The organism is Chlorogloea sp. CCALA 695 (assembly GCF_003003885.1).
Taxonomy (GTDB): Bacteria; Cyanobacteriota; Cyanobacteriia; order Cyanobacteriales; family Chroococcidiopsidaceae; genus Aliterella.
The window spans coordinates 253288-268928 of the sequence record NZ_PVWN01000001.1 but is presented as its reverse complement, the minus strand read 5'-3'; the positions used below and the strand labels follow the sequence as shown (position 1 = coordinate 268928).

The 15641-nt window shown below is 42.3% G+C and carries 13 protein-coding genes; 5 read left to right on the top strand and 8 right to left on the bottom strand.

The annotated features are described in order from the left end of the window. Positions 1-4: 4 nt before the first annotated feature. From C7B70_RS01285 to C7B70_RS01275, 3 genes are all read right to left on the bottom strand, one after another. Positions 5-286, bottom strand: coding sequence for a DUF2103 domain-containing protein (locus C7B70_RS01285; protein WP_106367248.1), 282 nt, complete (start codon positions 284-286; stop codon positions 5-7). A gap of 6 nt (positions 287-292) precedes the next feature. Continuing rightward, a complete protein-coding gene (gene clpS / locus C7B70_RS01280) occupies positions 293-589 on the bottom strand; it encodes an ATP-dependent Clp protease adapter ClpS (RefSeq protein ID WP_106367286.1) in 297 nt (98 codons plus the stop codon). A 205-nt stretch (positions 590-794) separates the two neighbouring features. Then, on the bottom strand, positions 795-2804 hold the full coding sequence (locus C7B70_RS01275) for an FAD-dependent oxidoreductase (protein ID WP_106367247.1): 2010 nt from the start codon (positions 2802-2804) through the stop codon (positions 795-797). A gap of 915 nt (positions 2805-3719) precedes the next feature. Between C7B70_RS01275 and C7B70_RS01265 the strand changes: the two genes are divergently transcribed. After that, complete coding sequence (locus C7B70_RS01265) at positions 3720-5033, top strand: APC family permease (protein ID WP_106367245.1); 1314 nt, start codon at positions 3720-3722, stop codon at positions 5031-5033. A 92-nt stretch (positions 5034-5125) separates the two neighbouring features. Here C7B70_RS01265 and C7B70_RS01260 read toward each other — a convergent pair whose 3' ends face one another. Next, complete coding sequence (locus C7B70_RS01260) at positions 5126-5359, bottom strand: Nif11-like leader peptide family natural product precursor (RefSeq protein ID WP_106367244.1); 234 nt, start codon at positions 5357-5359, stop codon at positions 5126-5128. Positions 5360-5515: 156 nt separating this feature from the next. On the opposite strand from C7B70_RS01260, the gene C7B70_RS01255 reads away from it, so the two are divergent. After that, the gene (locus C7B70_RS01255) at positions 5516-6433 is read left to right on the top strand and encodes a DMT family transporter (protein WP_106367243.1); all 918 of its coding nucleotides are present in this window, start codon (positions 5516-5518) and stop codon (positions 6431-6433) included. Between the two features lie 76 nt (positions 6434-6509). After that, positions 6510-7316 (top strand): prohibitin family protein, encoded by an 807-nt coding sequence (locus tag C7B70_RS01250; RefSeq protein WP_369831795.1) that lies wholly within the window; start codon positions 6510-6512, stop codon positions 7314-7316. Positions 7317-7367: 51 nt separating this feature from the next. On the opposite strand, the gene C7B70_RS01245 is transcribed toward C7B70_RS01250, so the two are convergent. The 4 genes from C7B70_RS01245 to mnmA form a co-directional block, all read right to left on the bottom strand. Beyond that, on the bottom strand, positions 7368-9482 hold the full coding sequence (locus C7B70_RS01245) for a TIGR00300 family protein (RefSeq protein WP_106367285.1): 2115 nt from the start codon (positions 9480-9482) through the stop codon (positions 7368-7370). Positions 9483-9811: 329 nt separating this feature from the next. Then, positions 9812-10987, bottom strand: a complete 1176-nt coding sequence (gene sat, locus C7B70_RS01240) for a sulfate adenylyltransferase (protein ID WP_106367241.1) — start codon at positions 10985-10987, stop codon at positions 9812-9814. Positions 10988-11037: 50 nt separating this feature from the next. Beyond that, complete coding sequence (locus C7B70_RS01235; protein ID WP_106367240.1) at positions 11038-11622, bottom strand: YdeI family protein; 585 nt, start codon at positions 11620-11622, stop codon at positions 11038-11040. An 85-nt stretch (positions 11623-11707) separates the two neighbouring features. Beyond that, positions 11708-12763 carry a tRNA 2-thiouridine(34) synthase MnmA gene (gene mnmA / locus C7B70_RS01230; protein WP_106367239.1) on the bottom strand — a complete coding sequence of 352 codons (1056 nt, stop codon included), beginning with the start codon at positions 12761-12763 and terminating at the stop codon, positions 11708-11710. 254 nt (positions 12764-13017) lie between these two features. Here mnmA and C7B70_RS01225 point away from each other — a divergent pair, with 254 nt between their 5' ends. Continuing rightward, entirely contained in the window at positions 13018-13521 is a 504-nt protein-coding gene (locus C7B70_RS01225) for an SPOR domain-containing protein (RefSeq protein ID WP_106367238.1), read from the top strand. Between the two features lie 282 nt (positions 13522-13803). Continuing rightward, a complete protein-coding gene (locus tag C7B70_RS01220; RefSeq protein WP_106367237.1) occupies positions 13804-15600 on the top strand; it encodes an iron uptake porin in 1797 nt (598 codons plus the stop codon). Positions 15601-15641: the final 41 nt, after the last annotated feature.

Below are 15641 nucleotides of genomic sequence, written 5' to 3'. Positions count from 1 at the left end.
AGATTTAAAGTTGTAACAACTCCTCTAATTGTTCTTGGCTTAAAGTGGTCAAAATAAACACTTCTTGAACCGTCTTACCTTGTCTAGCAATAATTTTAAAGCCCCCCCGAATTGGTACAGATACTCGGAGCAGCATTCGGGGAATATGACCTCTAGTTCTACTAATAACGCCGGGAGTTATGGTGTGAATCCCTTCTAGCTTCGTCAAAGCTTCTAAAATCCGAATAAGTCCAGGGATATGAGTAGAGTGATTGAGTACAAGCCTGCCGCTAGTGGGTTTGACCATGATGGTTTAAGCTGCCTCTAGAGGAGCCATGGTTAAACCTGCACGTCTAAGTTGCTGATGATAAAGCTCAGCTTGTTCTTGTGGGCCTACCCAGACAATAGCTTGTCCTGCAAAGTGAATTTGATTAGTTAATTCCCAAGCATTTTCGCTGCTCATGGAGGGAATGTAAGTTAGCAAGCATTTGGCTACGTGTTCAAAGGTGTTGAAATCATCATTGAGGACGATAATTTTGTAGTTGGGGTAAGCCTTAGGAGTACCTTCGCTCTTGCGAGTGGGTGCAATAGTCGGTGCTGAATTTGCCATTGAATGTAAAAGAGCCATAATCTGTCTAAAAGAGCTTGTTAAACTACATTCCAAGATACCAGAGGATAGAGAAATCGGGATGAGGGAACCGTGAATAAATCCTCGTAGAGACGTTCCACCGGAACGTCTCCATATTTTTTAGGGTGGAACGTCTCCATATTTTTTAGGAACGTCTCTATATTTTTTAGGAACATCTCTATACTTTTCAGCGCCAATCGTCCCAGCTTTCATTAAAAATGGAAGTATCTGGGAAGGCTGTAGGATTGCCTTGTTCTTTTAATCGCAGTTTGAGCGCTGCTAATTGAGGTTCTTGTTGGGGTAATTGATCGACTAATTCGTAAGGTGCGATCGCCTTATCCAAACTAAAAGCCGCCGTAGTTCCCGCCGCCGCTCCCGATGACCACTCAAAGGAATGCACTCGGTAAGCCGCCGCCGCAATATGGCTTGTGGCAATACTTTTGCCTGCTACGAGCATATTGTCGATCTTTTGGGGAATCATCGCCCTTAAAGGAATTTGAAACGGGTAAGCTTGTCCTGCACCTCGTCTTTCGCCGGGACGCTCGATATTCCCTAGAGTTTCAGGGGGGCTTTTGAGCATACAAGGATGAAAATCGATCGCATAGTGAGCAATCCCTACCGAGTCAGGATATATTGTCGAACGCGATCGCCCGATTTTTTTTACAGATTCACCACCAATTACGGCAGTAGCTTCTAATCCTGATAGCGCCGCTTTCAAGCTACGATAAGTCTCTGGCGATAAAGTTTCTGTATAGTATTTATCTGTATAATCGCGGCGAGAGATATCAATTTCCCACACTGTAAAGCCTTGAGGTTGTCCCCAACTAGGTCTACCAATTATCCGCCGTCCTTCGCGCATATAAGGATACTTAGACAAGCCGTGAACGGTTCCCATAGGGGAATCTAAGCCGGATAAATAGCGGTAATTTGGTTCGGGTTGCTTGACTCCTGCACCTAGTTGAGAATCGGTTGTTCCCGCTACTAGCCAGTAATAATAGCCTTGGGAAATTTCTTCGGCTTTACGCAGACTTTCAACGCGCAATCCTCCCATCCACTGTCCCGCTTCTAGTTGTTTGGTCGCCTGTAACTGATCACGAGCGTAGACTAAATTATCGTTTCTTGTCCCTGGGCGATAGTCATTTCCCCAAGTCCAGTTTTGCATTGAAATATCGCCCGGTGTGGGATTTGTAAATTCAACCCCGCCAAACTTGGCTGTTTCTCCTTTTCCCGGACTCCAAATGCGGCGGTAAGTAAAAACTAACGGAAAACTCGCCAAACGCTGCAACTCGTAACTATAGTAGTTGGAATACTGAAGATAAAACGGCGGCATGGCTTGAACTTGGGGTTCCTTTGTTGCCTCCATGGCGTAAGTATAAGTAAATCCTTGGGTGCAATAGGGATCGTTAGTTTCGCTAGAAGCGGAGGGTTCTAAGTAGGAACGCGCATCAATTCCCAGCCTGTAAGGGACATCTGCCAGCGCCACCAATTCTCCCGTTTCGGTAGCATCAACCACATACCAATTGGGAGCGTTACTTTTAGCTAGAGGGCTGTTTTTCTTTGGTTTGGCAGGGACAAAATTAATAACACTTTTGTCAAAGTTAGCTGAATTAGTATAAGTGTAGGCTTCAGTAATTGTTTGCGATAAAGGCTGAGTATTTAGCGGTGGTGCGTTTTTGGCTGGGCGGTGTTGAATAGCGATCGTACTGCTAATTATATTCGGTGTCCGTTGCAATTGTTTAACTACGGTAGTGGGAAAAAACTTAAACTTGCCTTTACCTTTTTTTGCCGCATCTGTTAATAACTTTGCTAAAATCTCGTTGCCATCTTTGGGCAAAAAGCAAGAATCGCTTACCCAACAGTCTCCAGGGTTCAATTCTCTATATTTTCGTTCAATGCGCGATCGCAATTCCAAATAACCACGAGGATATAATAATTTTGCTCTTTGCGTTGGTCGCTCGTCTAAAGCCGAAGTTCCTTGAGCAGAGATTTGTCCTCCTACCCAGTCGGTAATCTCTGTCAGACAAACAGTTTTCCCCCCAAGCAAGCCTTCGTAGGCTGTAGCCACCCCACTAAGTCCACCGCCAACGACTAATATTTCACATTCTACAGTTTGGTCAGCACTTCTAGGAGGAGCAGCCATTGCAACGGGAGTAAAAAAGGTTGCAACCAATGTCAGACTAACAAGCGGAGCCTTCATATACTAAAGTTTGTTTAACGTAGGTCTAGATAGCCTTAGACGTTACCACTTCAAAAATGTTTATGGCAAGCCTTTGTTACTTCAGTATTTATCTTTACAAACTGCAACATATTTAGAAATTTGGTAATGGGTAATTGGTAATTGGTAATTTTGATGAACAATTCCCAATGCGGTATGAATGAGTGAGACAAGAGAGTAGGACAAGGAAAAATCATTACTCTTTCAGCAATGCCAAAAAATTAACAATGATTGGCGATCGCCAATACCTAACTTCACTGTAATAATACTGTTTCAAATTTATTGCTAGGCGCTCAGTACGGTGTCAAGTTATTACACAAAAACCATATTTGTCCTTGACGCATCCGCGAAATTACATAAATTATAAAAATCTGTGCAAAATATTCCGTAGAACCCACCACGCAAGTTGAATATTAAATATGGCAATCTTGAAAAGTAAACAAAGATTGGAATTTTCCAGCAATTACCACTAGAGTAGCTCTATAAATTTGTACCATGAATATATTAAATAGCCCGAACAACTTTCCTTTATGGCAATTTTTAAACCAGCCCGTCTTTAATAGCCAAACTAAATTAATATTAAACCCTCGCCAGTTTGAACATTTATACAAAATTGACTTACTAGAGCGTTGCTTGACCCAAGAATGTAGCTCTAAAAAATATAATGTGACTGAATAAGTTAAAAATTATTTAATGTATAGATTTAAAAATGCTCAAATTCTTCACAAATTGGGCATTTTTGCTATAAATATTCCTACCACCATTAATTAGAGTCATAACAGTGTTAGCTCGTTGTTTAAAGTAATATTAATTTCCTTACCATCAAACAGTAACAATTGAGCCTTTACAAAGCCCATAACCTCTATACTGACGAAAACACAATATGTCTAGTAGTTTATGGAAAATGCAGAAGCAGACTCGCTAAAGCGCGTATTTGGACTGCCCACGCTGGTTATTTATGGCGTAGGGGATATTCTTGGCGCGGGAATTTATGCCTTAGTTGGTAAAGTAGCCGGAATTTCAGGCGCTTTGGTATGGGCTTCGTTTATGACTGCAATGGTTGTTGCTGCATTCACAGCTTTAAGTTATGCCGAACTTGGTAGCCGATTTCCTCAAAGTGGAGGCGTTGCTTACTTCGTTCATAAGACATTTCACAATCATTTCCTCTCAACTTTAGTCGGTTGGATAATGTTTTGTACCTGCTTAGTTTCAATGGCGACGGGAGCAAATGCCTTTGCTGGCTACTTCAACGCTTTTGCCCCATTGGTTCCTGTTTGGTTAGTTATCCTAGCGCTTTTTTCTGCCATAGCATTTGTCAATTTTAGAGGCATGGAAGAATCTTCAGCCTTAAATATTGTTTGTACGGCGATTGAAGCTTCGGGGCTAGTTATTGTCATTTTAGTTGCCAGCTTATTTATATTCGGGGGAGGTGAAACAACGAATGCAACCTCTATCGTTGCAGCGCCAACCCCTGGTTGGATAGCAATTTTTCAGGGAGCATCTCTAGCTTTTTACGCCTTCATTGGATTTGAGGATATTGTAAATGTTGCCGAAGAAGTAAAAAACCCTGAGCGCAATGTTCCCAGAGCCATCCTGCTATCATTAGGCATTGCGGGGATTGTTTACATTGTTGTTTCTTGGCTTGCTATTCAGGTAATAAATCCCGCAACGCTTGCCAAATCTAGCGCTCCTTTACTTGATGTAGTAAGCCAGTCGCAACCCAATTTCCCCCGAATTGTGTTTACATTCATTCCTCTATTTGCGATTCTCAATACGGGGTTGCTAAATTTTGTCACCGCATCGCGGCTGCTTTATGGGATGTCGCGGGAAGGGCTGATACCATCTTGGTTTGGAAAACTGCACGTTAGGCGCGCTACTCCACATCGAACGATTCTGGTTATTTTACCGATTGCAATTTTTCTGGCGCTTTTCGGGAAATTGCAATTTTTAGCTGGAGTTACTGCAACTTTGCTACTGGCAATGTTCTTTTTAGTTAATCTTTCTCTCTTCATTATCAAACGTCGAGAACCGCGTACCAGTGGGTTTCAGGTTCCTTTGGTTGTTCCGGCTTTGGCGCTAGTGTTTAATTTGGCACTTGTTGCTTTTGCAAGCAATGATAGTCGCATTTTCGCATTAGTATGTACGGGTATTGGCATAGTTTTAATTGGGATTCGGCAAGTTTTAACCAAAAAAAGCTTATCCAGTTCTTAGTACGGTAAGAATTACTTTGTAGTTAGTTAAAAGTAATAATAGCTTATCTTACCTACTTAGCACTGCCAAAGGTAGTGCTAAGTAGGTAGCGGCTAAATCCAATGAACATTACGTAGCCAAGGCCAAACGCCCGTACTTCTTCTCATTTCTATACCTTCACTATAAAAATGAATTACATTACCTAATTCCTCTGTCGTAAAGGTATAGCCTAATTGGTGAGCAACGTTTAAAAAATCTTCAGCACTGGTTGCGGTTTCCAGGGTCTCTCTTAAAGTTCTATTTTGGGCTGCATCTGCGAGAAATTGACCAGCATTTTTCTTACTCATTTTATTGTTCCTTGTTGAAAGGTTTTACTCATAAACATCGTTGCCAAGCTTAGAGTACCCAAAATGATTTAGTAAAATCACATCTAGATAGATTTGTTGCACTAATTTTTACCTTAAATTTATCTAATAAGTAATTTTACTGGTGTCTTGAGCTAAATGTTGATTTCAATTGAGCAGCTATTAAATTTTTGGCTAGTTAAGTATCCAGGAGAAAGTGCAGCGTTAGGTGCAGCAAGTCTGTGGGCGTTGTCATCGGTGGTTTATGGGAGCTTGGGGAAAGAGATTTCGCCGATTTACCTAAACTTACTTAAAGGAGCGATCGCAATTACTTTATTGGGTTTGACTTTATTAGTACGTGGGGAGTTATTTCCTGCCATGACGACGACAAATTTAGGTCTACTATTATTAAGTGGTGCGATCGGCATTGGTTTAGGAGATACGGCATTTTTTGCCGCTCTAAATTGCTTAGGAGCGCGTCGCGCTTTACTAATGGAAACTTTAGCACCGCCAATTACAGCAGTTTTGGCACTAATTTTTTTGCAAGAACGTTTATTAGCTAGTGTTTGGGGTGGTATTTTATTAACGGTAGTGGGAGTTGCTTGGGTTGTAACAGAGCGCGTACCTTTAACCGAAAATTATCCGGTAAATCTGCGTAAAGGAATTATTTGGGGAATAATTGCGGCGATTTGTTTAGCAATTGGGGGAATTTTAGCCCGTGCAGCCCTTGTTACTACCAGTATTTCGCCTTTATGGGCGGCGCTACTGCGAATAAGTGCGGGAGTTGTTAGTTTGCTACCGCTTTTACGCATCGAGAAAAGTTACTTTGTTTGCAAGCCAACTTTACGAGTTGTAGTAGGGATTAGTTTAGCTGCTTTTATGGGAACTTACTTAGGAATTTGGTTGCAACAAACAGCCATCAAATTTACGGAAGTAGGAATTGCTTTAACTTTAACTAATACTGCACCTTTATTTATATTGCCGATTTCCGCCTTTAGCCGCGAAAAACCAAGTATTCGAGCAATTTTAGGGGCAGCGATCGCTATATCTGGGATTGCAATTATATTTTATTTCTAAGTGCGTGAAGATATAGGTTGACGCGTTAAATGAGATATAAAAATTGAAAGCTAGAGATGACCAAAATTGGACAGGAATAGTTGGGGGTGCGATCGCAGCTATACTGCTTTTAGTTGCTCTGAATGCTTTTGTAATTATTAATCCGGGGGAAGCGGGAGTAATTAGTATTTTGGGTAAAGCTAGAGATGGAGCTTTACTTGAAGGTATCCACGTAAAGCCGCCTTTTGTCTCTGTAGTCGATATTTACGACTTAACAGTTCAAAAGTTTGAAGTACCAGCGCAAAGTTCCACTAAGGATTTGCAAGACTTATCGGCTAGATTTGCCATTAACTTTCGTCTCGATCCTACTCAAGTTGTGGAAGTAAGAAGAAAACAAGGAACTTTACAAAATATTGTTGCCAAAATTATCGCCCCCCAAACCCAAGAATCTTTTAAAGTTGCTGCCGCAAGACGAACTGTAGAAGAAGCAATTACCAAACGAAACGAATTAAAACAAGACTTTGATGAGGCTTTGGGAGATAGATTAGACAAATACGGCATTATTATTTTAGATACTAGCGTAGTAGATTTAGCTTTTTCTCCAGAATTTGCCAAAGCCGTAGAAGAAAAGCAAATTGCCGAACAAAGGGCGCAAAGAGCGGTTTATGTAGCTCAAGAAGCCGAACAAGAAGCCCAAGCAGACATCAATCGCGCCAAAGGTAGAGCCGAAGCTCAAAGACTATTAGCCGAAACTTTGAAGGCTCAAGGAGGACAATTAGTATTGCAAAAAGAAGCAATCGAAGCTTGGCGCAATGGCGGCGCACAGATGCCCAAAGTTTTAGTTATGGGTGAATCTAAAAACAGCGTACCTTTTTTGTTTAATCTAAATAACGTCCAAGAGTAAATTAGATTAAGGGTAATGGGGAATTACCCATTACCAATTACCCATTACCAATTACCCAACAATTGCAGATTGATAAGGACTTGTGAGCTTATCTAACTGCTGTACTAATAGACTAAGGAATAAACCAACGTCTGTAACTACGCCCACCGATTCTACCGAACCGCGATCGCTTAATTTGGTTACTACCGCCGGGTTAATGTCTACACAGACCATTTTTACTCCCGCCGCCGTCATATTTCCGACACCAATTGAGTGCAGCATTGATGAAAGCATAAGTACCATATCTGCGCCCACTAGCAACTTTGCGTAATCTTCTTGAGCCTTAATCAAATCCATTTGCGTATCTGGCAATGGGCCATCATCGCGGATAGAACCCGCTAGAGAGAAAGGAATATTGTGTTTTACGCACTCGTACATCACACCACCTGTCAAAACGCCATTTTCTACAGCTTTAGCAATACTGCCATAACGACGAACATTATTAATTACCTTCAAATGGTGACGATGACCGCCGCGCACGCTTACCCCGCGCTTCATATCCACACCCAAAGAAGTACCCATTAGGTTTTGTTCCATGTCGTGAACTGCGATCGCATTTCCCCCTAGCAGTGCTTGTACGTACCCCTCACGCACCAATCTAGCTAAATGTTCGCCACCCCCGGTATGAATGACGACAGGTCCCGCCGTGACAACTACCTTGCCCCCTTGATCGCGGATTTGGCGCAATTCCCACGCTACTTGTTCAACGACAAGTTCTACCCGACGTTCGCTAGAAACTCCCGCCGACATGAAGCTAAATTCTTGAGTATTGCGCTGTTCTCTTAATTCGGGTTTACGGATAGTGCGGATACCTAATACATCTACTACTACCTGTTCGCCGACTTCTAAATCTCGCAACAGTTTACACCGAGCAATTATTTCTGTGGGAGTTCGCTTTACGGCTACTGCGCCATCCATGCGTTGAGATTGAACTTTTATCCACTCGCCATCGATTCTTACTTCTGTGGGATAAATGGTTGTGACATAGAAATCATCTGGCGATACTCCAGTTTGAATTACAGGTTCTAATTTTGCGTCGCGCTCGTCTTGGGGTAAATCTACCGCGCCAAGATCGATTAGTTGCGATACAATCTCTTCCATTACTTCATGGGAAGGCGCAGATACCTTGACTTCGGCGGCGGAGGTACTTTGTCTTTGTTCTCCTAAGTTAAAATTGAGAACTTTAAAACTACCGCCACTTTCTACGACTAAATCCAAAGCTTGATTGATTAATCCCGAATCGAGCAAATGTCCTTCTAACCTAATGGTGCGGCTTTCTACCGACACATTGGCGCTAACTTCTGCTCTTACAGGTTCCGTTACTCGCAGTGTCAAGCACTTCGCCGCGCCGCCAGCTTTGAGAAATTCTGATAATGGCGTTTCCATTACTCTAAATCCCGCCGTCGTCAGCCGCTCTTTTAAAGCAGTGCTGGCTTTATTCATGACGACGATAGAATCGATATTTACGGAATTACAGGCAAAATTTACCGCGTCAGCTTCATCGATAGGTATCCGCTTTTCTTCGGGTACGCGCATTTCGATCACGCGGTTAGAATAGGCATCAAAAGCGGCGGGGTAATACAGCAAATAGCCACCACTAAGCGGACAAAAGCAAGTATCTAAATGATAAAATCGCTCGTCCATCAATCGCAGAGACAACACTTCAATATCTAGCCATTTTGCCAAATAAGGATGGGAATCAAGTTCTGAGCGAAAGCCGTACCCCGCCCACAACCAGCGCCCTTCTCTGTCTAACAAAGCGTCGCCAGCGCCTTCAAAAGGTAAATCTTTGGGCAATTCGTAGACATTGTAGCCCTTTTCCTCAAACCACTGTTTAAAGTAAGGTTCTTCGCCTTGGCGCTCTTTGTGAAAGAAACGGCTGAGAACTACGTTTTCTCCTAAAACTAGCCCCGCGTTTGCTGTAAATACCATATCTGGTACACCTTTGTGCGGTTTAACTAGGTCTACAATGGCATTACCTGCGAGGACGTGGTGTAATTTTTCCCATTGTTCCACCGCGCGATCGCGCGATGATTTATGAATATTCCCTTCCATCCAGGGATTGATCACATAATCTACATCGTAATGATCGGGGGCGCACATGAGAAACTGAATTTCAGAAGTCATAAAAATACTGTGGTGGGACGAGGAACGCATCAATCTTTTACTGCATACAGATTTTTGCTGCTGCAATTCTGCTAACTTAGCTACTAACAGTTTTATATTTCAGTGTATTGTTTAATTACTAACGCGAGCTGCAGATAACCTCTGCTACTCAATCAATTTGAGCTTTTCTCTCAAATAGCTTCAACTTCAATCTCAGGATTTGCCAGTTCAAACGGATAAGGTTGACGATTAGCAGGATTTCGGCGACTCATCAAAAATGGTTGTGATTTGACGAGTAGAAAGATGCAATAATAGCGCGATCGCTTCTTCTGTCAAATCATCATCGCTAGTCAAGCCTCTACAGAAAGTTGCATTGACTTAATTAATTCGGCGGCTACTTCTGGGCGAGAGAATTGAGGCGGTGGAAGTTCGCCCCGGCGCAACATTTCTCTAACTTTTGTCCCCGATAAATGAATCCTCTCCGAGGGGGTGCTAGGGCTAGTTTTTGTTGTCGCCATTGACTCAGTGCGAGTGCAGTAAAAAGCGTGTTCAAACTTCATGGGGACGATGCCTAATTCTGCTGATTCAAATTCATCAAAAATATGTTGAGCGTCGTAAGTACCATAATAATCACCTACCCCGGCATGATCACGCCCGACAATAAAGTGAGTACAACCGTAGTTTTTCCGTACAATAGCGTGAAAAATTGCCTCGCGCGGCCCAGCGTAACGCATGGCGGCGGGATTAATCGCCAAAATTACCCGATCTTGGGGGTAATAATTTTCTAAAATAATTTCATAACAGCGCATCCTAACATCGGCTGGAATATCATCTTCTTTAGTTGCGCCTACCAAGGGATGTAAAAACAAACCATCTACTGTCTCCATCGCGCACTTTTGGATGTATTCATGAGCGCGGTGGATGGGGTTGCGAGTTTGAAAGCCAACAATGGTTTTCCAGCCTTTTTCTTTAAACATTCGCCGCGACTCGATGGGATCGATCTGGTAGGCAGGAAACTGGGGATGATCTTCCCGTTGCAATAGCCAAATTGCCCCTGCTAGATTTATCTCTCCTTGGTTGTAAACTACTTGTACGCCAGGATGATTAACATCATCAGTTTTATAGACGTTAATTGCTTCAGTAGCTTTGTCGTAGCGATATTTTTGGGTTAATTCCAAAACGCCGATAAATTTGCCTGTAGGATCGTCTAAACGAATTAAACTACCTTCTTTTAGTGGCGATGCAACGTCCTCAGTTACAGATAAAGTAATTGGAATTGACCAAGGTAAGCCGTTAGCCAAACGCATTTCTACAACTACGCGATCGTAGTCCGCTTGCTCCATAAATCCTGTTAACGGACTAAAAGCCCCAATCGCCAGCATAACTAAATCTGAAACAGCACGCTCATCAAGCATTACTCGCGGCAAAACTTCAGCTTTTTCTAAAAATTCTTGCTTTTGCTCAGTTGTTGCAATGCGATTAATTAACTGCATTCCGTGAGGAGCAATACCGTCTCTATAACTCATGATATTTAGATTTTATCTACAAGCACCTATCGTACCAAGTTATCGCAGCATCATCGAACCAGGGGATTTTTGTTCTGCGTTGCTGAAATTATTGTTTGCTCAATTCTTTTTAATCTTGTCTCTGGGCGCTTGGCATTTTCAACCCAACTGAGAATATTTTTTTTGGATGATTTGCTAAATAACTCAAAATATTTGTTAGCAGTTTCATTGACTATTAAGGCTTGGCTTAAATCTGCTGGAATAATCAACTGTTCGATCGCATCTAACTTGTACCACGAGCCATTTTGCTTTGCTACTTCGATTTTCTCAAAACCCGCCTCCGTCATCAAACCTTGCGCTATAAGTTCTTCAATATATTGCTTATTTAATTTTGACCATACACTTTTTGGTTTTCGGGGCGTAAATACTTGCTGATAACGTTCTTCGTCTAAGGATTTTACTTTACTATCAATCCAACCAAAACATAAGGCTTCTTTTACCGCTTCGCTATATCGAACGCTTGGCTTACTACTTTTTACTTTGTAGTAGACAAGCCATACACAGAGAGATGTACGGTGGTTTTTCTCTAACCATACTCGCCACTGGTTGCGATCGCTTGCATAAACAGTTTTTAGTTTTTCATCAGGTTTTGACATAGTGGGAAATTATTTTGTAGCTACTTTAGCAAATAAAAAAGGTAAACAGTAATTTGTTTACCTCCTAAAAACTTGCTTGACAATTTCACGTCTGCTTTTCAATAATCCCGCCACCTAGCACCACATCGCCATCGTACCAAACCGCCGCTTGACCGGGAGTAATGCTAAATTGTGGCTCATCAAACACTAACTTGACGCGATCGCCTTCTAAGGGAATAACCGTCACGGGTACAGCACTAGAACGATAACGTATCTGAACTTCAGCGCGAATTGGCGCTATTGGTTCGTCAATACTTACCCAGTTAACTCGGTTTGCAGTACATTCAGTTTTATCGGCGCAGGTGCGATCGCCCACAACTACTTTATTACTGACGGCATCCAACCCCACCACATACAACGCCTCTGGCGCAGCGATTCCTAGCCCTTTACGCTGTCCAATGGTGTAATGATGTACGCCGTCGTGTTGACCTAATACTTTGCCTTCCAAGTCAACAATATCGCCTTTTTTGGGGGCAATATATTGATCTAAAAACGATTGCATTGAGCCGTGAGTTTCGACTAAGCACAAGTCTTGACTTTCGGCTTTATCTGCCGTTTTTAGCCCGTAAGAAGCTGCAATTTGGCGCGTTTCGGCTTTGACGTATTCCCCCAAAGGAAATACTGAAGAAGCTAACATTTCTTGACTAAGATCGTATAAAAAGTAAGACTGATCTTTGTGGCGATCTACGGCTCTACGCAACTGATAACGCCCCGATGTCTCATCGTAAGTAATTTGGGCATAGTGACCTGTGGCAATTTTGTCAATACCCAATTCTTCACGAGCATACTTAACCATAGGGCCAAACTTTACCGACTTGTTGCAAGCCGAGCAAGGTAAGGGTGTAATTCCTTCGCCATAACCTGCAACTAAGTAATCGATGATATTTGCCGCAAATACTTCTCGGCTATCAACTACATAATGAGGAATACCTAATTGTTCGCAAAGCTCCGCCGCATCAACCATACCTTCAGAGCAACATTGACCTTTGCCTTTCATTAACCAAAGAGTCACACCTACAACTTCATAACCGCGACTTTGCAAAATAGCGGCGGCGGTGGAACTATCTACCCCACCAGATAAACCGATCGCAACTTTGTTCATACTTGTCTACCCAAATGCCGGGACTATGTTCTAAGTTAACACTTTCCCATCACAGCAGGGAAACTAGGCAAAAACACCGTGTATTTACGGAGTATTGGCGCTAACAACTCTTTGCTAACTAAATTTTTCCGAGAAATTGCCCTTGAATAGCAATTCAAAGAAACCTATTGTTATTTTTACAGTCTAATTATTCATGAGCTTAAAAAGATAAGCATCGCACCTTTATACCTCTATTACCTAATTAATCCTCGAACATGAATCGGATAAATCAAATTACCGTCTTTTTCGGCTGTCAACTTTTATTAGGAGTATTTGTAGCAATTTCTCCTATACAGGTGGCGAAGTCTGAAACTGTGGTTGATACCTTGCCTGCACCACCCCAACTAAATAAGTCTAAGGCGCCGCAAGTGCTTGAAGAAGTGTTTGTTCCCCGCGATCTTGATTTTCGCGTACCCGATTTGGCTATTAATCAAAAATTTGATAGTTACTTAGTTTATATCGACGATGCTAATCCAACTCAACTAGAACAAATTAAGCAAACGATTCCAACGGCTTTTAGAAAACAATTTCAAGGCAAATTTGTCATTCAAGCTGGAGTTTTTAGCAAAGAATTAAATGCTACTAACCTCGCCCAAAAATTGCAAGATATTGGTATCACTCCCCACTTACTTAATTTGACTACTGCTACAGAAGTCAAATTAAATACCGACAAATCGAAGTTGTATTCTGTCGTGGTTCCAACAATTACTCAAGAATGATCTTAGTTGAATACTTAGAGCTATATTAAACCAAGCAAGGATAATAAAACCATGCTTGGTTAGATTAATTTGTTATTTAATATACAAAAAAACTTAAAGATAGTGTTTTAATCTTCCTTAAATCATGGGATGTTAATTTAAGCTTAATTAAGCTTTACGTTGTAGTAACTTAACTATAGAATTTTCCTAGTGTGGCTCCTACTTGAAGTGTAAGTAAATTGACAGACGGTCTACCCGTCAGCAATAGATAATTTTTTTAGTTAAAGGTGTGAGAAATAAACGATGTCTAAGATATTTTGGCAAGCTCTACTGTTATACCCAGCATTAATAGGTGCATCTGTGGCGATCGCGCCCGTTGCAATGGCGACAGATGTTGCACCGACAAACGAGATAGAAATAGCTGAAACTAATTTATCAGAACCAATAGCAGCAGAAACAGAGTTAAAGATTGCTCAGACAAGTGTAGAAGCCCAGACACCCTCTGTTGATGCTTTAAACCAGATAAATAATTATGGTAATGAAGGTAAAGGAGACAATAGCCTTGCTCAAGTAACATCGGTATCGCAATTATCAGACGTACAACCAACAGATTGGGCATTCCAGGCATTGCAATCATTGGTAGAGCGCTATGGCTGTATAGCAGGTTATCCTGACGGCACATACCGAGGAAATAGAGCCACCACAAGATACGAATTTGCAGCAGGTTTAAATGCTTGTTTAGATCGGGTTAATGAATTAATTGCCACCGCCACCGCCGACGCAGTAAAACGAGAAGACTTAGCCACATTGCAAAGGCTACAGGAAGAATTTGCGACAGAGCTTGCTACCTTGCGCGGCAGAGTAGATAGTGTAGAAGCTGTCACCGCCGAACTAGAAGCAAATCAATTTTCAACTACTACTAAGTTACTGGGTGAAGTAGTTGCCGCCGTTACCGATGCCTTTGGTGAAACGGCAGGCGATGAAAATAATACTGTACTGCAAGCACGCGCGCGTCTTGAATTTCAAAGCAGCTTTACCGGGACAGATATTTTACATACCCGTCTAGCGGCAGGTAACGCCCAAACCTTTGCGACAGGGGGAACTTTTGAAGGATTGCAAACGTTTAACCTCGCACCTTCAACAAATAATAGTGTCTTCTTGGACTGGGCAGCTTACGAATTTTCACTCAGTAAAGTTCGCGTTTATCTTGCTGCGGTTGGGGGAATTTACTCTGACTTTGTGCCGACACTGAACCCTTACTTTGAAGGTTTTACTGGGGGAAATGGTGCGCTTTCTGTATTTGCCGAACACAACCCAATTTATAACATTGGTGGCGGTGCTGGTGGCGGCATAAACATTCCCTTTGGAGAACGTGGGGTGTTAGGTGCGACATCGATTAGTTTGGGCTATTTTGCTGATAATGGTAATAGTCCTGGTAGAATCAGTACCACCAGTACAGATGAGGAATTTGCTGGAGTTGATGGAGACTTGGGCTTTGTTAACGGCGACTTTAGTGCGTTGGCACAAATCAACTTTAACTTAGGCGATCGCTTTGGGATTGCTGCAACCTATGTCAGAGGCTACCACAACGCAGGTGATGGAATTTATGACCTTGGTAGTTCCGCCTCTAGAGCTATTGGTTCCCCGGTGGAAGGTTCGGCTCAGGCAAACGATCCTAGCGCGCTTTTACTCGGCGGAGCAACAAAGCTAAGTACCGATTCTTATGGATTATCGGCGGCTTTACGATTAAGTGATCGCATTTCAATTAGCGGCTGGGTAACAAAAACCGATGTTGAGCTTATCGATGTCGGTAGTGCAGATGTTTGGAGTTATGCTCTAGGGGTTTCTTTCCCAGACTTAGGTAAAGAAGGTAGTGTATTAGGGCTGATTGCTGGGGTAGAACCAACGCTAAGAGATATAGATGTTCCGGGTGCTAGCTACGATCCCAACTATGGCTATCATATCGAAGGCTTCTACAAGTACCAATTAACCGACAATATCTCCGTTACTCCTGGGGTGATTTGGTTAACGGCTCCGGGTCAAAGTGGACCTCGTGAGGACATAGTAATTGGTACTTTAAGAACAACATTTACTTTCTAAACCAGGTAAAGTTTACTTGAATGCTCAAAACCCCGCAACTA